This window comes from Pseudomonas sp. LPB0260 (assembly GCF_013388395.1).
This window is the reverse complement of sequence record NZ_CP058247.1, coordinates 5,599,089-5,616,129: the sequence shown is the minus strand read 5'-3', so window position 1 is coordinate 5,616,129 and position 17,041 is coordinate 5,599,089. Positions and strand designations below refer to the sequence as shown.

18 protein-coding genes are annotated in these 17,041 nt (G+C 65.1%); 8 read left to right on the top strand and 10 right to left on the bottom strand.

What is annotated here, in order from left to right:
- Positions 1-74: 74 nt before the first annotated feature.
- Positions 75-557: a nuclear transport factor 2 family protein gene (locus LPB260_RS25160; protein WP_208708613.1), complete on the bottom strand. Its 483-nt coding sequence runs from the start codon at positions 555-557 to the stop codon at positions 75-77.
- 118 nt (positions 558-675) lie between these two features.
- On the opposite strand from LPB260_RS25160, the gene LPB260_RS29135 reads away from it, so the two are divergent.
- Complete coding sequence (locus LPB260_RS29135; protein ID WP_256625595.1) at positions 676-936, top strand: hypothetical protein; 261 nt, start codon at positions 676-678, stop codon at positions 934-936.
- 16 nt (positions 937-952) lie between these two features.
- Complete coding sequence (locus tag LPB260_RS29130) at positions 953-1,093, top strand: AraC family transcriptional regulator (protein WP_256625594.1); 141 nt, start codon at positions 953-955, stop codon at positions 1,091-1,093.
- 89 nt (positions 1,094-1,182) lie between these two features.
- Here the strand turns inward: LPB260_RS29130 and LPB260_RS25150 are convergent, their stop codons facing one another.
- The 4 genes from LPB260_RS25150 to LPB260_RS25135 form a co-directional block, all read right to left on the bottom strand.
- Entirely contained in the window at positions 1,183-1,950 is a 768-nt protein-coding gene (locus tag LPB260_RS25150; RefSeq protein ID WP_208708612.1) for an amino acid ABC transporter ATP-binding protein, read from the bottom strand.
- Positions 1,951-1,960: 10 nt separating this feature from the next.
- The gene (locus LPB260_RS25145; RefSeq protein WP_208708611.1) at positions 1,961-3,058 is read right to left on the bottom strand and encodes an amino acid ABC transporter permease; all 1,098 of its coding nucleotides are present in this window, start codon (positions 3,056-3,058) and stop codon (positions 1,961-1,963) included.
- Between the two features lie 10 nt (positions 3,059-3,068).
- Positions 3,069-4,253: an amino acid ABC transporter permease gene (locus tag LPB260_RS25140; RefSeq protein ID WP_208708610.1), complete on the bottom strand. Its 1,185-nt coding sequence runs from the start codon at positions 4,251-4,253 to the stop codon at positions 3,069-3,071.
- A 99-nt stretch (positions 4,254-4,352) separates the two neighbouring features.
- Positions 4,353-5,381, bottom strand: a complete 1,029-nt coding sequence (locus LPB260_RS25135) for an amino acid ABC transporter substrate-binding protein (protein WP_208708609.1) — start codon at positions 5,379-5,381, stop codon at positions 4,353-4,355.
- Between the two features lie 480 nt (positions 5,382-5,861).
- Between LPB260_RS25135 and LPB260_RS25130 the strand changes: the two genes are divergently transcribed.
- From LPB260_RS25130 to LPB260_RS25105, 6 genes are all read left to right on the top strand, one after another.
- On the top strand, positions 5,862-6,548 hold the full coding sequence (locus LPB260_RS25130; RefSeq protein ID WP_208708608.1) for an alpha/beta hydrolase: 687 nt from the start codon (positions 5,862-5,864) through the stop codon (positions 6,546-6,548).
- A 191-nt stretch (positions 6,549-6,739) separates the two neighbouring features.
- Positions 6,740-7,678 (top strand): GGDEF domain-containing protein, encoded by a 939-nt coding sequence (locus tag LPB260_RS25125; protein ID WP_208708607.1) that lies wholly within the window; start codon positions 6,740-6,742, stop codon positions 7,676-7,678.
- Positions 7,679-7,835: 157 nt separating this feature from the next.
- On the top strand, positions 7,836-8,996 hold the full coding sequence (locus LPB260_RS25120; protein ID WP_208708606.1) for a dipeptidase: 1,161 nt from the start codon (positions 7,836-7,838) through the stop codon (positions 8,994-8,996).
- Between the two features lie 136 nt (positions 8,997-9,132).
- Complete coding sequence (rhlB, locus tag LPB260_RS25115; RefSeq protein WP_218281514.1) at positions 9,133-10,605, top strand: ATP-dependent RNA helicase RhlB; 1,473 nt, start codon at positions 9,133-9,135, stop codon at positions 10,603-10,605.
- 92 nt (positions 10,606-10,697) lie between these two features.
- The gene (locus tag LPB260_RS25110; RefSeq protein WP_208708604.1) at positions 10,698-11,741 is read left to right on the top strand and encodes a DUF2157 domain-containing protein; all 1,044 of its coding nucleotides are present in this window, start codon (positions 10,698-10,700) and stop codon (positions 11,739-11,741) included.
- Positions 11,742-11,774: 33 nt separating this feature from the next.
- Positions 11,775-12,902: an FAD-binding oxidoreductase gene (locus tag LPB260_RS25105; RefSeq protein ID WP_208708603.1), complete on the top strand. Its 1,128-nt coding sequence runs from the start codon at positions 11,775-11,777 to the stop codon at positions 12,900-12,902.
- A gap of 3 nt (positions 12,903-12,905) precedes the next feature.
- Here the strand turns inward: LPB260_RS25105 and moaE are convergent, their stop codons facing one another.
- From moaE to dmeF, 5 genes are all read right to left on the bottom strand, one after another.
- Positions 12,906-13,361 (bottom strand): molybdopterin synthase catalytic subunit MoaE, encoded by a 456-nt coding sequence (moaE, locus tag LPB260_RS25100; RefSeq protein WP_208708602.1) that lies wholly within the window; start codon positions 13,359-13,361, stop codon positions 12,906-12,908.
- Positions 13,362-13,363: 2 nt separating this feature from the next.
- The gene (locus tag LPB260_RS25095) at positions 13,364-13,612 is read right to left on the bottom strand and encodes a MoaD/ThiS family protein (RefSeq protein ID WP_208708601.1); all 249 of its coding nucleotides are present in this window, start codon (positions 13,610-13,612) and stop codon (positions 13,364-13,366) included.
- Positions 13,609-14,085 carry a cyclic pyranopterin monophosphate synthase MoaC gene (moaC, locus tag LPB260_RS25090; protein WP_208708600.1) on the bottom strand — a complete coding sequence of 159 codons (477 nt, stop codon included), beginning with the start codon at positions 14,083-14,085 and terminating at the stop codon, positions 13,609-13,611. The genes LPB260_RS25095 and moaC overlap by 4 nt, the downstream gene beginning before the upstream one ends.
- 153 nt (positions 14,086-14,238) lie before the next feature.
- On the bottom strand, positions 14,239-15,630 hold the full coding sequence (locus LPB260_RS25085; protein WP_208708599.1) for a PhoH family protein: 1,392 nt from the start codon (positions 15,628-15,630) through the stop codon (positions 14,239-14,241).
- Positions 15,631-15,942: 312 nt separating this feature from the next.
- Entirely contained in the window at positions 15,943-16,899 is a 957-nt protein-coding gene (dmeF, locus tag LPB260_RS25080; protein ID WP_208708598.1) for a CDF family Co(II)/Ni(II) efflux transporter DmeF, read from the bottom strand.
- Positions 16,900-17,041: the final 142 nt, after the last annotated feature.

Below are 17,041 nucleotides of genomic sequence, written 5' to 3'. Positions count from 1 at the left end.
ACATGCCACTGCCTGTCGACGATAAGGGCAGAGCACAAGACTAACACTGCGCCATCGCCGTCGCCGCCGCGGCGTTAGCCCTGCGCCTGACGCGCCGCCCGGAACTGCTCCAGGCCCCTGGCTGCCTGGCGCCGAATGGCACGTTGCACCGGCGGCGCCCAGCCCAGCAGAAGCCCCTTGCGACCCAGCGCCTGGCGCGCCCAACTCCACAGGTCGAACTGATCGCGATGCTCGATGATCTTGCCGTCGGCAAAGCGAAAATGCGCCTCGATATGGTTGACCACGTGGTTGCCGGTCTGACTGAACAGGTATCGGGCCGTCCAGCGCGCGCTGCCCTGGTGATCATCGGCCTGCACGGCGTCGAACGTGAGGGAAAAGTCCTGCGCCCGCGCCGTCAGCATGCGCCACATGTCCGCCGCCTCTTCGCCGCGCAGGTCCTGAAATACCGGATCGCCGAAGCGCACGTCCTCGGCGTAGCAGGCGGCCATCGTCTCGGCATCCAGTTGCTGGAAGGCCCGGTAGAACCGGCTGATCAGTTCGGCATTGGGATTACGCATAGGTCCGGCTCCAAAGATATGGGGCCCATGAGTATGGGGGCAGCTACGCCGCGACGCGATTGGCGCAATCGACAATCTTTTGTCAATAATCGCCAAACCCCTGTCGACGGCCCAGCCCATGCTCCAGATCGCGCTGCATGTCTGCCCGCAAACCTCGTGCTCCAGCCTGAGCACGGCCCACGATGCCTTCGCCCTGGGCAACCGCCTGGCCGGACGGCCATTGTTCAATCTGCAGCGCTTCAGCGCCGATGCCCGACCGGTCGAACTGGAGTTCGCCTGCATCCGGGTCGACGGCGGCCTGGAGCTGGCAGCCAGCGCCGAGCTGCTGATAGTGCCGGCGACCGGTAGCGCGATCGACAACAACCTGACTGCGCATTGAGGCCGCCCAGCGCACCTTGAGCGATCCGGCGCGATCACTGGAGCAGATTGCCGAGCAGGTCGGCTACGGCGACCGCGCGACCTTCGCCAAACGCTTCAAGCAGCTGTGCGGAGAGTCTCCGGGCGCCTTTCGCCAGCGCCTGCGCCAGACGGCCTGAACCGCGTTTGCGGTCCGCAAGCTCAGATACGGCCGCATAAAAAAGGGAGCCTCCTGGCTCCCTTTTTTATGCGGCACGTTACCGATTGGTCAGTGCAGGATCTGGCTGAGGAACAGCTGGGTGCGCTCGTTCTTCGGGTTGGTGAAGAAGGTGTCCGGGTCGGCCTCCTCGACGATCTCGCCCTTGTCGAGGAACAACACCCGATTGGCCACGGTACGGGCAAAGCCCATCTCGTGGGTCACGCAGAGCATGGTCATGCCGTCCTCGGCCAGGCCGACCATGGTGTCCAGTACTTCCTTGACCATCTCCGGATCGAGAGCCGAGGTCGGCTCGTCGAACAGCATGATCTTCGGTTTCATGCACAGCGCACGGGCAATGGCCACACGCTGCTGCTGGCCGCCGGACAGCTGTCCCGGGTACTTGTTGGCCTGCTCAGGAATGCGCACCCGCTCGAGGTAATGCATCGCCACTTCCTCGGCTTCGCGCTTGGGCAGCTTGCGCACCCACATCGGCGCCAGGGTGCAGTTCTGCAGCACGGTGAGGTGCGGGAACAGGTTGAAGTGCTGGAACACCATGCCAACCTCGCGGCGTACCGCCTCGATGTGCTTGAGGTCGTGGGTCAGTTCGGTACCGTCGATGACGATGCGCCCCTGCTGGTGTTCCTCCAGGCGATTGAGGCAACGAATGGCGGTGGACTTGCCCGAGCCGGAAGGGCCGCACAATACGATGCGCTCTCCCTGTTGCACGTTCAGGTTGATGTCCTTGAGCACATGGAACTGGCCGTACCACTTATGCACGCCGTCCATCTGGATGATTCCCGGCGCGGCGCTGATCGACTGCTTGATAGCTTCACTCATGACAAAACTCCTAACGCTTATGGCCGGTGTCCAGCTTGCGCTCCAGATGCATGGAGTAGCGGGACATACCAAAACAGAAAATCCAGAAAACCAGGGCGGCGAACACATAGCCTTCGGTGGCCATGCCCAGCCAGGCCGGGTCGGTGGTCGCCTGCTTGATGCTGTTGAGCAGGTCGAACAGGCCGATGATGATCACCAGGCTGGTGTCCTTGAACAGCGCGATAAAGGTGTTGACGATACCCGGGATCACCAGCTTCAGCGCCTGCGGCAGGATCACCAGGCCCATCATCCGCCAGTAGCCCAGGCCCATGGCGGCGGCCGCTTCGTACTGGCCCTTGGGAATGGCCTGCAGACCGCCGCGCACCACCTCGGCGATATAGGCCGACTGGAACAGGATCACCCCGATCAACGCACGCATCAGCTTGTCGAAGGAGAGGCCCTCCGGCAGGAACAGCGGCAGCATCACCGAGGACATGAACAGCACGGTGATCAGCGGTACGCCGCGCCAGAACTCGATGAAGGTCACGCAGATCACCCGGATCGCCGGCATGTCCGAGCGCCGGCCGAGGGCCAGCACGATGCCCAGCGGCAAGGCACCGACAATACCGACCGCGGCGATCACCAGGGTCAGCATCAGGCCGCCCCACTGGCTGGTTTCCACCTCGCTCAGGCCTAAGAAGCCGCCATGCAGCAGCCAGAAGGCCAGCAGCGGATACACCACCAGAAAGCTCAGGCCGTATATGGCCTTGCGCGGCATCTGCGGGATGAACAGCGGGGCTGCCCCGATCACCGCCATCCACAGCGTCAGGTCGACACGCCAGCGCAGCTCGGTCGGGTAGAAGCCGTACATGAACTGGCCGAAACGCTGCTGCACGAAGACCCAGCACGCGCCTTCCTTGGTGCAATCCGCGCGGGTGGTCCCGACCCAGTTGGCGTCGATCAAGGCCCACTGAATGATCGGTGGAACAATCAGCCAGACCAGATAGATGGCGAGAAAGGTCAGCAGGGTGTTGAACCAGTTGGAAAACAGGTTGGCGCGCAACCAACCGAGCACACCGACGCTCAGCACCGGAGGCTGCATGTCGGGTTTGAATGTATGAGTCTGCATGGGCTGCTCCTTACCGCTCGATCAGCGCAATGCGCTTGTTGTACCAGTTCATCAGCATGGAAATGCTGATGCTGATCGCCAGGTACACGCTCATGGTGATGGCAATGACCTCGATCGCCTGGCCGGTCTGATTGAGCACGGTACCGGCGAACAGCGAGACCATGTCCGGGTAACCGATACCGGCCGCCAGGGAGGAGTTCTTCGCCAGGTTCAGGTACTGGCTGGTCAGCGGCGGAATGATCACCCGCAGCGCCTGGGGAATCACCACGAAGCGCAGCGTAAGGCCACGGCTCAGGCCCAGGGAGTGGGCCGCCTCGGTCTGGCCATGGCTGACCGCCATGATCCCGGAACGCACGTTCTCGGCGATAAACGCGGCGGTGTAGATGGTCAGTGCCAGGGTCAGAGCGATCAGCTCGGGGATCATCACCCAGCCGCCGGTGAAGTTGAAACCGGTCAGTTCGGGCGTGCTCCATACCAGCGGATTACCCGCCACCATGATCGCCAGCCCCGGCAACCCGATGATCAGCGCCAGCGCGGCGATGGATACATGGAAGATCTTGCCCGTCGCTTCCCGACGTGCCTTGGCCCAGCGACCGATCAGCACGGTGCTGACGATGGCGATCAACACCGCGCCGATGAAGGTGCCAAAGGCCTCCGACGCGCCCGGGGCCGGCATGTACAGACCGCGACTGTTGAGGAAGAAGGTCTGGCCGATCTCGAGACTGCCCCGCGGTCCCGGCAGGGACAGCATGACCGCGAAGTACCAGAAGAAAATCTGCAGCAGTGGCGGGATATTACGAAACGTCTCGATGTAGATGGTGGCCAGCCGGCTGATCAGCCAGTTGTGAGACAGCCTCGCGACGCCGAGGATAAAACCCAGGATGGTCGCCAGCACGATGCCGATGACCGACACCAGCAGGGTGTTGAGCAGGCCGATAACGAAGACTCGTCCGTAGGTATCGCTTTCGGTGTACTCGATCAGGTGCTGAGCGATACCGAAACCGGCGCTGTTGCTAAGGAAGGAGAAGCCGGAGGTGATCCCGCGTTTCTCCAGGTTGGACTGGGTGTTGTCGAACAAGTACCAACCGATCGCCACGACGGCGATAACGGCAAGAATCTGGAATATCCATGCGCGGACCTTGGGATCGGTCCAGACCGAGCCTTTGGGGTGCGGGGTATCTGCGGTGTTTTGCATAGGAGCCCTCATGGAACACCCTTGCCCGCGTCCGCGGGCCAGGGGTTCACGTAATCAGAACGATGCTGGCGGCCCAGAATGGGACGCCAGCAAAGACGGTCAGCGCACCGGCGGTGCGTACTGCAGACCACCTTTGTTCCACAGGGCGTTGAGGCCACGCTCGATCTTCAGCTCGCTGCCGGCACCGACATTGCGCTCGAAGCTTTCACCGTAGTTACCCACTTGCTTGACGATCTGTACTGCCCAGTCTTTCGGCAGCTTCAGGTCCTTGCCGAACTCACCCTCGGCGCCCAGCAGGCGAGCGATATCCGGGTTCTTGGTGGATGAGGCCATTTCCACGACGTTGGACGAAGTCACACCCAGTTCCTCGGCATTGACCATGGCGAACAGCGACCAGCGTACGACGTTGAACCACTCGTCATCACCCTGGCGGACCACCGGGCCCAGCGGCTCCTTGGAGATCACTTCCGGCAGCACCACGTACTGCTCCGGGTTGGCCAGCTTGATACGCTGCGCGTACAGCTGCGACTGGTCGGAGGTCAGCACGTCGCAACGACCGGCCTCAACCGACTTGGCGCTCTCGTCGGAGGTATCGTAGGTGATCGGGGTGTACTTCATGCCATTGGCACGGAAGTAGTCGGAGAGGTTCAGCTCGGTGGTGGTACCGGCCTGGATGCAGACGGTGGCGCCATCGAGTTCCTTGGCGCTGGAAACGCCAAGCTTCTTGTTCACCAGGAAGCCCTGACCGTCGTAGTAGTTGACGCCGGCGAAGTTCAGGCCCAGGCCTGCGTCACGCGAGCTGGTCCAGGTGGTGTTACGCGAGAGGATGTCGACTTCGCCGGACTGCAGCGCGGTGAAGCGCTCCTTGGCGGTCAGCGGGCTGTACTTGACCTTGGTCGCGTCACCGAAAATGGCGGCTGCCACGGCACGGCACACGTCAACGTCGAGGCCCAGGTAGTTGCCCTTCTCATCCGCATAGGAGAAGCCCGGCAGACCATCGCTGATACCGCACTGCACGAAACCTTTCTTCTGCACTGCATCCAGAGTAGCGCCCGCCTGGGCGAAGCTGCTAACCCCGAGTACGGCTGCGGTAGTCAGTACCGCCAGGGTGGATTTCACCATCTTCATTAAAACCTCCAGTTGCTTTTTTTGTGTAGGAGTCTCGGCCTTACCACCATACCCTTTTGGGGCACGTCGAACGCGTCTGCAGCAACGCCTCCAACTGGCGGGTTAGACCTGTGCGAGAGTCTAGTTGGCGAATCTTCCTTCGGCCATAAAACTCTCGCTCACCCATTGGTCGAATGGGTCAGAGACGGATAGCCATTTGCTCATCGCCACACATGCAATGCTAGGCGAACCTTTGGAAACCCCATCAAATTGGCTTCCCATCTGTTCCGCGCCCGGCCTGGCACAATGTGTTACCGCACCGGGCAACGTCATCAGTCCACTTGGCTGTAGCAAAGCCCGTACCAGCACCTTGCCATTACCACCATACGGACAGGTCAAGCGCAAAACTTGTAACCTTGCGACATCTTCTTCCGATATTAGTCACTGGCCGAAAAGCCAGCCGCCCAATATGAGCGCGGCCGCACCAGACTGGAGCCACACATGAGCGAACCCCTGATTCTTCACCCCACACCCAGCGCCGACGCGTGCGTCATTTGGTTGCACGGCCTGGGCGCGGACCGCTATGACTTCCTGCCGGTGGCCGAAGCGTTGCAGGAGCGCCTGCCCAGCACCCGTTTCGTGCTGCCCCAGGCGCCTACCCAGGCGGTGACCATCAACGGCGGCTGGGCCATGCCCAGCTGGTACGACATCCTCGCCATGAGTCCGGCCCGGGCAATCAACCAGGAACAACTGGAAGCCTCGGCGCAGCAGGTGATCGCCCTGATCGAAGCGCAGCGCGACAGCGGCATAGACCCGACGCGGATCTTCCTGGCCGGGTTCTCCCAGGGGGGCGCGGTGGTCCTGCATGCAGCGTTCCTGCGCTGGCAGGGGCCGCTGGGCGGGGTACTGGCGCTGTCCACCTACGCCCCGACGTTCAACGACGACATCCAATTGACAGAGGACAAAACGCAGGTGCCGGTGCTGTGCCTGCACGGCACCTTCGATGACGTGGTGCAGCCCACACTGGGCCGCGCCGCCCATGACTATCTGACGGCCCAGGGCGTTGACGCGAAGTGGCGCGAGTACCCGATGGCCCACGAGGTCCTGCCGGAACAGATACGCGACATAGCCGCCTGGCTGGAAGAACGCCTCAGCCGCCGCACCCCGGGGTCCAGCACCGCGCCATGACGCCCCAACGGGCGCGCCGAGCGCCGAAACGTGACGGGGTAGTCAGAATCTCGGCCTCCGCTCGTTGAGTCGCGGCCTGAGGATTGCCAGCCCCGCCCGGCCGGCATACTGTCGGGATTGGAAATCGCCATACGACAGGGAGTGTTCGCGATGCCCACCATCCCCCATGGCCCGCGTCACTCGCGCCTGCGATGAACGAGGCGCAGTGGCAGGCCGACCTGCAGCACGCTCGCCAGCAGCGACTGTTCAATAACGTCGCCGCCGGCAGCGTGAACCAAGTACTCGAGGCGTTTCACGCCCGCGAGCTGGAAGCCGGCGAGATACTGCTCTCGCCGTTCAACCGCAACGAACACCTCTACCTGCTGGTCAAGGGCCGGCTCAGGGTCTACCTGGGCTCGCCGGACAACCAGCCGGTGGGCACGCTGAAGGTGGGCGACTGCGCCGGAGAAATCAGCCTCATCGACAACCAGCCGCCCTCGGCCTATGTGGTGGCCAGCGAGCCGAGCCGCGTGCTGCGCCTGCACCGCAGCGCACTGATCGGCTTGTTCGAGCAATCGCCGGACCTGATGCACAACCTGTTGAGCCTGCTCTGCGAGCGCGTGCGCACAGGCAACCGCAGCCTGCTGGACAGTGAGCAAAACGCCAATGTCGACAGCCTCACCGGCGCATACAACCGCCGCTGGCTGGAGCATGTGTTCGACCGGGAAAGCACCCGCTGCGCGTTCAACCGGCAGCCCCTGAGCATGCTGATGCTGGATGTCGATCACTTCAAAGCCTACAACGACCAGCACGGCCACCTGGCCGGCGACTATGCGCTGAGCCTGGTCGCCCAGACCCTGCGCGGCCAGCTGCGCCCCAAGGACAGCCTGATCCGCTATGGCGGCGAGGAGTTCGTCATCCTGCTGCCGGAGATCGGCGAGCAGGAAGCGCGGGGCATCGGCGAGCGGTTGCGTCTGGCCCTGCAGCACATCCCCTCCTTCTATGCGCCGATCGGCGTGCTGCCGGGGGTAACCCTGTCCATCGGCCTGGCGCAGATGCGCCACCAGGACAGCCTGCCGAGTCTGGTCGCCCGGGCCGACAGCGCGCTGTACCGGGCCAAGCAGCAGGGCCGCAACTGCCTGTGTGGATAGAGGACTGACGCACCGCCGACACCCGGCCAGTGCCGCACCTCACCTGGGCGAACCGAACGTGCCGCACATCGCCGCCGATTAGCGGCCAACGCGCTGCTATCGTCACACCCGCTCTTGTAGAGTGACCGGCAAAACGACAAGCCTGGATGGCCCGAACATGCGCAAACTGCTGATCGCCCTGCTCCTGCTGCTCATTTCGACCCTGGTGTTCTTCTCCCTGCCGCACATCCTCGACCGCACGCTGAACAGCGTCGCCAGCCCACCGCCCTACCCGACCGGTGATGCTGCCCGGCACTTGCATGACCGGCTGTTTGTCGCCGACCTGCACGATGACGCACTGCTCTGGCAACGCGACCCGCTGCAGCGCCACAGCTACGGCCATTCCGACCTGCCGCGCCAGCTCGAAGGGCGGGTGGCGCTGCAGGTGTTCTCCACCGTGACCAAGACCCCACGCGGACTCAACTACGAACGCAATGGCGCCGACAGCGACAACATCACCCTGCTGGCCATGGCCCAGCGCTGGCCGCGCGCTACCTGGAACAGCCTGCTGCAGCGCGCCCTGTACCAGGCCGGCAAACTCGAGGCGGCTGCCGCGAACAGCGCCGGGCGCCTGGTGCTGATCCGCACCCGCGGCGACCTGGCGCGCTTCGTCGAGGCCTGGCGCCAGGATCCGCAACGGGTCGGCGCCCTGCTCGCCACCGAGGGCCTGCATCCGCTCGAGGAGCGCCTGGAGAACCTCGACCGGCTCTACGATGCCGGCTTCCGCATTGCCGGCCTGACCCACTTCTTCGATAACGAAGTCGGCGGTTCGGCCCATGGCCTGGACAAGGGCGGCCTGACCCCCCTTGGGCGCCAGGTGATCACGCGCCTGGAGGAGAAGGCCATGCTGATCGACCTGGCCCACGCCTCCCGCGCCCTGATCGACGACGTGCTGGCCATGAGCACACGACCACTGCTGGTCTCCCATACCGGAGTGGAAGGCACCTGCCCCGGCACGCGCAACCTCAGCGACCGCCACCTCAAGGCCATTGCCGCCAGCGGCGGGGTGGTCGGCATCGGCTACTGGGACACGGCCGTGTGCGCCACCTCGATCGAGGCCATAGTCCGGGCCATCCGCTACAGTGCCGAGCTGATCGGCGTCGAGCATGTCGCCCTCGGCTCGGACTTCAATGGCACCGTGCATACGCCCTTCGACGTCACAGGCCTGGCCCAGCTGACCGAAGGGCTGCTGGCGGCCGGCTTCAACCAGAGTGAGGTCGCCGCGATCATGGGCGGCAACGTGCAACGGCTGCTGCTCGCCAGCCTGCCGGCGGACTGATCGAGCCGACTGGCGAGAGGATTCAGGCATATCGCGCGCCAGGCATTGACAAGCCCCCGAGCACGGTACTTCGCCGCGCCGGGTTCTTGCTTTACACTGGCCGCCGTTCACTCCTTAACCAATTGATGAGATGACCGTGCTCAAAGCACTCAAGAAGATGTTCGGCAAAGCCGAAGGCGAGCAGCCCAGCACGCCCGCCACACCCGCAACGCCGCGCGGCAATGACGCCTCGCCCGAAACGACCAGCCGCCCCGCCAAGCCCAAGCGCAGCGACGACGCGGCGCCCGCCAACACGGCCGGCGCAGAACCTGCGAGCAAGCCGGCCAAGCCGGCGCGCGATGGCAAGGACAACGCCGCCAAGCCCCGACGCGCGCGCGCGGCCAAGCCCGTCGACACCTGGAAGCTGGAAGACTTCAAGGTCGAGCCGGCCGAAGGCAAGACCCGCTTCCATGACTTCAAGCTCGCCCCGGAGCTGATGCACGCCATCCACGACCTCGGCTTCCCCTATTGCACGCCGATCCAGGCCGGCGTGCTGGGCTATACCCTCAAGGGCCAGGACGCCATCGGCCGCGCCCAGACCGGCACCGGCAAGACCGCGGCGTTCCTCATCTCGATCATCACCCAGCTGCTGCAGACCCCGCCGCCGAAAGAGCGCTACATGGGCGAGCCGCGGGCACTGATCATCGCGCCGACCCGCGAACTGGTGGTGCAGATCGCCAAGGACGCCACCGAACTGAACAAGTACACCGGGCTCAACGTCATGCAGTTCGTCGGCGGCATGGACTTCGACAAGCAGCTCAAACAACTGGAATCGCGCTTCTGCGACATCCTGGTCGCCACCCCGGGTCGCCTGCTGGACTTCAACCAGCGCGGCGAGGTGCACCTGGACATGGTCGAGGTGATGGTGCTCGACGAGGCCGACCGCATGCTCGACATGGGCTTCATCCCCCAGGTACGGCAGATCATCCGCCAGACCCCGATGAAGGGCGAACGCCAGACCCTGCTGTTCTCCGCCACCTTCACCGAAGACGTGATGAACCTGGCCAAGCAATGGACGATTGATCCGGCCATCGTCGAGATCGAGCCGGAAAACGTCGCCAGCGACACGGTCGAGCAGCATGTCTACGCCGTCGCCGGCGCCGACAAGTACAAGCTGCTGTACAACCTGATCACCCAGAACGACTGGAGCCGGGTGATGGTCTTCGCCAACCGCAAGGACGAGGTGCGGCGCATCGAGGAACGCCTGACCCGCGACGGCATCAGCGCCGTGCAGATGTCCGGCGACGTGCCGCAGCACAAGCGCATCCGCGCCCTGGAAGGCTTCCGCGAAGGCAAGATCAAGGTGATGGTGGCCACCGACGTGGCTGGCCGCGGCATCCACGTCGAAGGCATCAGCCACGTGATCAACTTCACCCTGCCGGAAGACCCGGACGACTACGTGCACCGCATTGGCCGCACCGGCCGCGCCGGCAGCAGCGGCACCTCGATCAGCTTCGCCGGCGAGGACGACGCCTTCGCCCTGCCGCCGATCGAAGAGCTGCTCGGGCGCAAGATCAACTGCGAGATGCCGCCGGACGAGTTGCTCAAGCCGGTGCCGCGCAAGCACTGACGGCGCGTGACAAGGCGAAGCGGATGCTTCGCCTTTTTTGTGCCCCGCAGCGGCGCAACCGGCGTCCATCAGGGAAAGGGAGGACCCACAGCATGTCCGTCAAGCTCACTGCCGCCGACCTCGACCGGGCGACCGCCGCCGGCATCCTGCAGCCCGGCCAGGCCCGGGCCCTGCTGCAGTTCCTCGAGCACAGCGCGCCGCCGCACGCCAGTTTCCAGCTCGCCCACGTCAGCTACTACTGCGGCGCCGTGCTGATCATCGGCGCCCTCGGCTGGCTGCTGACCGAGGCCTGGATGCAGGTGGGCGATGGCGCACTGCTGTTGCTCGCCCTCGGCTACATGGGACTGTTCAGCGCGTGCGGGCTCGGCCTGTGGCGCCACGGTCAGCAGATTCCCGGCGGCCTGCTCGGTGCCGTGGCGGTCAGCCTCACACCGCTGGCGGTGTTCGCCGTGCAACGCCTGAGCGGCCTGTGGCCACTGGAGGACGAGCAGCACGATTACCAGCATTACTACCGCTACGTACAGGGCGGTTGGCTGGCCATGGAGGCCGCGACGCTGCTGGTCGGCGCGCTGATGCTGCGCCTGCTGCCGTTTCCCTTCATCGTCATGCCGATGGCCGTGGCGCTCTGGTTCATGTCCATGGACCTCACCGAGCTCTTCTATGGCAGCCCGTTCGACTGGGAGCAGCGCCGCTGGGTGTCACTCTGGTTCGGCCTGGGGCTGCTGCTGGCCAGCCTCGGCCTGGATGGCCGCACGCGCCAGGACTATGCCTTCTGGGGCTACCTCGCCGGACTCGCCGCGTTCTGGGGCGGCCTGAGCCTGATGGACAGCGACAGCGAACTGGGCAAGGCCCTCTACTGCCTGATCAACCTGGTGCTGATGGCCCTGGCCGTGCTGCTGCGTCGGGTGCAGTTCATGGTGTTCGGCGCGCTCGGCGTGGCCGGCTATCTGGGCCATCTGGCCTACGAGGTGTTCGCCGATTCGCTGCTGTTTCCCATCGTGCTCAGCCTGATCGGCCTGGCGGTGATCGGCCTCGGCCTGCTCTACCAGCGCCATCGCCAGCGGCTGAGCAGCGGCCTGCGCACCCACCTGCCCAAAGGCCTGCTGGCCTTTCTGCCGGCGTTGCGCAATCACTAGACAGCGCCGGACCCCACGCAAGGAGCCATCGCCATGCATGAAGCGGACTACCTGATCATCGGTGCCGGCATCGCCGGCGCCTCCACCGGCTACTGGCTGGCGCCCCACGGCCGGGTGCAGGTGCTCGAGCGCGAGGCGCAGCCCGGCTATCACGCCACCGGGCGCTCGGCCGCGCTCTATACCGTGGCCTACGGCCCGCCCCATGTGCGCGCGCTGACCGCCGCCAGCCGGGCCTTCTACGACGCCCCGCCGCCCGGCTTCGCCGAGCAGCCGCTGCTCAGCCCGCGCGGCGAGCTGACGGTGGATTTCAACGGCGATCCGGAGGAGCTCGAGCGCCAGTACCAGGCCGCCCGGGCCTGCGTGGCCGAGACCCGGCGGCTGACGCCCGAACAGGCCTGTGCCCTGCTGCCGGCATTGCGCCGGGAGCGAGTCTTTGGCGCCTTCTACGACCCCACTGCCGCCGACATCGATACCCACGCCCTGCATCAGGGCTACCTGCGCGGCATCCGCCAGCATGGCGGGCAGATCAGTTGCAACCGCGAGGTGACCGCCATCGAGCGGCGCGGCGAAACCTGGCACGTGCAGTGCGGCGAGCAGCACTACCACGCCCGGGTCCTGGTGAATGCCGCTGGCGCCTGGTGCGACCGGATCGCCGAGCTGGCCGGGGTCAGGCCTCTGGGGCTGGTGCCCAAGCGCCGCTCGGCCTTCACCTTCGCCCCGCCGCCGCAGCTGGATGTGCACAGCTGGCCGATGCTGCTGGCCCTCGATGACAGCTTCTACCTCAAGCCCGATGCCGGCATGCTGCTCGGCTCGCCGGCCAATGCCGACCCGGTCGAGCCCCATGACGTGCAGCCAGAGGAGCTGGACATCGCCACTGGGATCTACCACATCGAACAGGCCACCCAGCTGCACATCCACCGCCCGCAACACAGCTGGGCCGGGTTGCGCTCCTTCGTCGCCGACGGCGATCTGGTCGGCGGCTACGAGTCCGAGGGACAGGGGTTCTTCTGGGTCGCCGCCCAGGGCGGCTATGGTATCCAGACTTCGGCGGCGATGGGCCAGGCCTGCGCCGCCCTGGTGCGCGACGAGCACTTGCCGGCGCAGCTGACCGGCTTCGGCGTCAGCGCCGAACGGCTGTCGCCGTCACGGCTGCGCGCCTGAGCGCTAGGCGTTGCGCCAGCGCTCGGCGGCATCCTGGTCGCTGACGCGGCCCTCGACCCAGCGCGGGCCTTCGCTGGTGTCCTCCTTCTTCCAGAACGGCGCGCGGGTCTTCAGGTAGTCCATGACGAAGGCGCAGGCATCGAACGCCGCCTGGCGGTGGGCGCTGCTGGTGCCGACGAAGACGATCGGCTCGCCCGGCTCCAGGCGACCGATACGGTGGATGATCTGGATATTCAGCAGCGGCCAGCGCTGCCCGGCCTCCTCGGCGATCTTGCCCAGGGCCTTCTCGGTCATGCCGGGGAAGTGCTCGAGGAACATGCCGCCGACCTCGCGGCCCTCGTTGAAGTCGCGCACGTAGCCGACGAAGCTGACCACCGCGCCGACGCCGACGTTGGCCGCATGCAGCGCATTGGTTTCGACACCCGGATCGAACGCCTCGACCTGCACTCGAATGGCCATGCTCAGCCTCCGGTCACGGTGGGGAAGAAGGCCACCTCGTCGCCCTCCTCCAGGGGTTCGTCGAGGCTGCACAGCTCCTGGTTGCGGGCGCACATCAGGTTCCGCTCGGCGAGCACCTGCCACACCCCGCCGCGGGCCAGCAGGTGCCTGCGCAGGTCGTCGAGGGTGGCGAAGTCCTGGCTGTCGCGCAGCTGCTCGCCGTCCAGGCCCAGGGTTTCGCGGTAGCGGGCGAAATACTGCACGCGGATCATTGTTCGTCCTCGGCCTTGTAGTGGCCGCTCTTGCCGCCGAGCTTCTCCAGCAGGCGCACGCTCTCGATGAGCATGCCGCGGTCCACCGCCTTGCACATGTCGTAGATGGTCAGCGCGGCGACGCTGGCGGCGGTCAGCGCCTCCATCTCCACGCCGGTCTGCCCGGTCAGCTTGCAGCGCGCGGTTATGCGCACCGCGTCGCCGCCCTCGGCAGCCAGTTCGACCTTGACGCTGGTGAGCATCAGCGGATGGCACAGGGGGATCAGGTCGGCGGTCTTCTTCGCCGCCTGGATGCCGGCGATGCGCGCCACGGCGAACACGTCGCCCTTGGGGTGATCGCCGTCGACGATCATCTGCAGGGTCTGCGGGCGCATGCGCACCCGGGCTTCAGCCACGGCTTCACGGACGGTCAGGGATTTATCGCTGACATCGACCATATTGGCGCGACCTTGGGAATCGAGATGGGTCAACACAGGCTTGCTCCAGACGGGTATCCGGCGATTGTAAACCCGCGAGTCAGCTTTCGGCACCTGCGAATGCCAAGGGTCGGGAAAGGAATGCAGGGTCTGGAGCGAGCGCCGCCGCGCCGGGAAAGCCCCGGCGCGGCGGATGGGTGGGAACGGGCGTCACATATGGCTTTCGGCGAACTCGGCGAGGATCGAGCGCGGCACCCCTTGCAGGGTGATGTGCACGCCGTGCTCGAAGTCCTTGAAGCGTTCGGTGAGGTAGGTCAGGCCCGAGCTGGGCGCCGACAGGTAGGGGGTGTCGATCTGCGCTAGGTTACCCAGGCAGACCACCTTGGAGCCGCTGCCGGCGCGGGTGATGATGGTCTTCATCTGGTGCGGGGTGAGGTTCTGGCACTCGTCGATGAGGATCAGGCTCTGCTGGAAGCTGCGACCGCGGATGTAGTTGAGCGATTTGAACTGCAGCGGCACCTTCTGCAGGATGTAGTCGACGCTGCCGTGGGTGTTTTCATCCTCCATATGCAGCGCTTCCAGGTTGTCGGTGATGGCGCCGAGCCAGGGCTCCATCTTCTCCGCCTCGGTGCCGGGCAGGAAGCCGATCTCCTGGTCGAGCCCCTGCACGCTGCGGGTGGCGATGATGCGCCGGTAGCGCTTGCTGACCATGGTCTGCTCGATGGCCGCGGCCAGGGCCAGGATGGTCTTGCCCGAACCGGCCGCGCCGGACAGGTTGACTAGGTGGATGTCCGGGTCCAGCAGGGCGTACAACGCCAGGGCCTGGTAGATGTCCCGCGGGCGCAGGCCCCAGGCCTCCTGGTGCATCAAGGGCTCCTGGTGCAGGTCGAGGATCACCAGCTCGCTGCCCTCGATGCCCTTGATCCAGCCGACGAAGCCCTGTTCGTCGACGATGAACTCGTTGACGTGCACCGCCGGCAGGTTGTCGGTGAGCTGCACGCGGTGCCAGGTGCGACCATGGTCCTGGCGGGTCTCCACGGTGCTCACGCGGTCCCAGAAAGAGCCGTCCATGCTGTGGTAGCCCTGGGACAGCAGAGACACGTCGTCGACCAGCTGGTCGGTGTGATAGTCCTCCGAATCGATGCCGCAGGCGCGCGCCTTCAGGCGCATGTTGATGTCCTTGGTCACCAGCACCACGGCCACGCCCGGACGCCGCGACTTGAGCTCGACCAACTGGTTGATGATCTTGTTGTCGTTGAGGTCTTCCGGCAGCCAGGTGATCGGCGAGGCGCTCTTGCTCATGAGAATCGACAGGAACCCGCAGGGCCCGCTCTTCTCCCGCTGGATGGGTACGCCAAGTTCGACTTCGTCGGGCGCGGCGCTGCCGAGAATCTTGTCGATCAGACGAATGGCCTGGCGACATTCGGCGGCGACGCCGGCTTTACCGGTCTTCAGTTTGTCCAGTTCCTCCAGCACGGTCATCGGGATGGCGACGTGGTGTTCCTGAAAATTCAGCAACGCATTGGGGTCGTGGATCAGGACATTGGTGTCGAGAGCGTAGAGGGTCGGAGCGGTGCGCGTGGAGCGTCCATGGTCATCCATACTCGGTCACCTTCTTCAAGAAGCCATGCGACGGAATGCCAGTGCAGCGCTCCGCCGCGGGAGGCCGCCGACGTCTCAGTTTGGGGCTGAGGAGGTGCAAGCAGGATGGGGGCCGGTGGCCGCCACCTGTCTGCAGGGTTCGGCGGTCTTGCTTTTTAATTACTCCAAAAAAGATGACAGGAAAACGACTTTTCAGTTTTTTGAAGTTTATTTTGCCTGTGGACGAATAATGCTTGGCGAGTACCCTGCGCCTCGTTAAAGTCGGAAGTCCTATCGGCGTAAATGACGCCAAAAAACTCACTTCCAGTCCGCTCAGCCCTCGACTTCGACACAGCGGTTGACCTCGACCGTGACGTGTACCAACTCGCGAATATTCGCCAGGCGCGCCTTGTAACGATCGGCCGAACCGTTGCCATGGGTCACCACGCTGACGATGCAGGCGAACTGCGCGCGCCCCACCCGCCACAGGTGCAGGTCCGCCAGTTCGGTATCCGGTTCCTGTTCCAGGGTCTGCCGCACCCGCGCCACCACCGGGCTGTCCATCTCCCGATCGAGCAGCACCTTGGCCGTGTCCAGCAGCAGGCCCTTGGCCCAGATCGCGATGATCACCGCGCCTATCACCCCCATCAGCGGGTCCAGCCAGTTCCAGCCGAACAGCCAGCCGCCGAGCAGCGCGACGATGGCCGCCACCGACGTCAGGGCATCGGCCAGCACGTGGAGAAAGGCGGCGTGGCGATTGAGGTCGCGGCCATGGGAATGGTCGTGGTCGTGGTCGTGGTCGTGGTCGCCGTGAGCATGGACGTGGCTGTGCTCGTGCTGATCGCGCAGCAGCCAGGCCGACGCCAGGTTGACCAGCAGGCCGATCACCGCCACCAGCAGGGCCAGGTCGAAGGCGATCACCTGCGGTTGCCACAGCCGCCACAAGGACTCGAAGGCCAGCATGGCCACCACCACCAGCAACAGCAGCGAGCTGGCGAATCCGGACAGCACCTCCACCTTCCAGGTGCCGAAGGCGAAGCGCGGGTCGTTGGCGTAACGCCGCGCCAGCAGATAGGCCAGGGCGGTCAGGCCGATGGCGAGCATGTGCGAGGCCATGTGCCAGCCGTCCGCCAGCAGGGCCATGGAGTTGAAGGCGTAACCGGCGGCGATCTCCACCAGCATGGTCGCCCCGGTCAGTGCCGCTACCTGCCAGGCCTGGCGCTCGGCGCGACTCTCCAGCGGACGGTAGTCGTGGGATGGTTCCCAGCGGGAATGGTTGCAAGCGCTCATCAGGACTCCTTGTTGGCCATGGGTTCCTGCCCACACTAAAAGGCCGGGGCGGCCCCCAGGTCAACCCATGCCGGCGGATCGGCGGGGCGACCATCGGGCAGTGCATCGCAGCGATAGGTAGAGCCATAGCCCCCACTCGGCC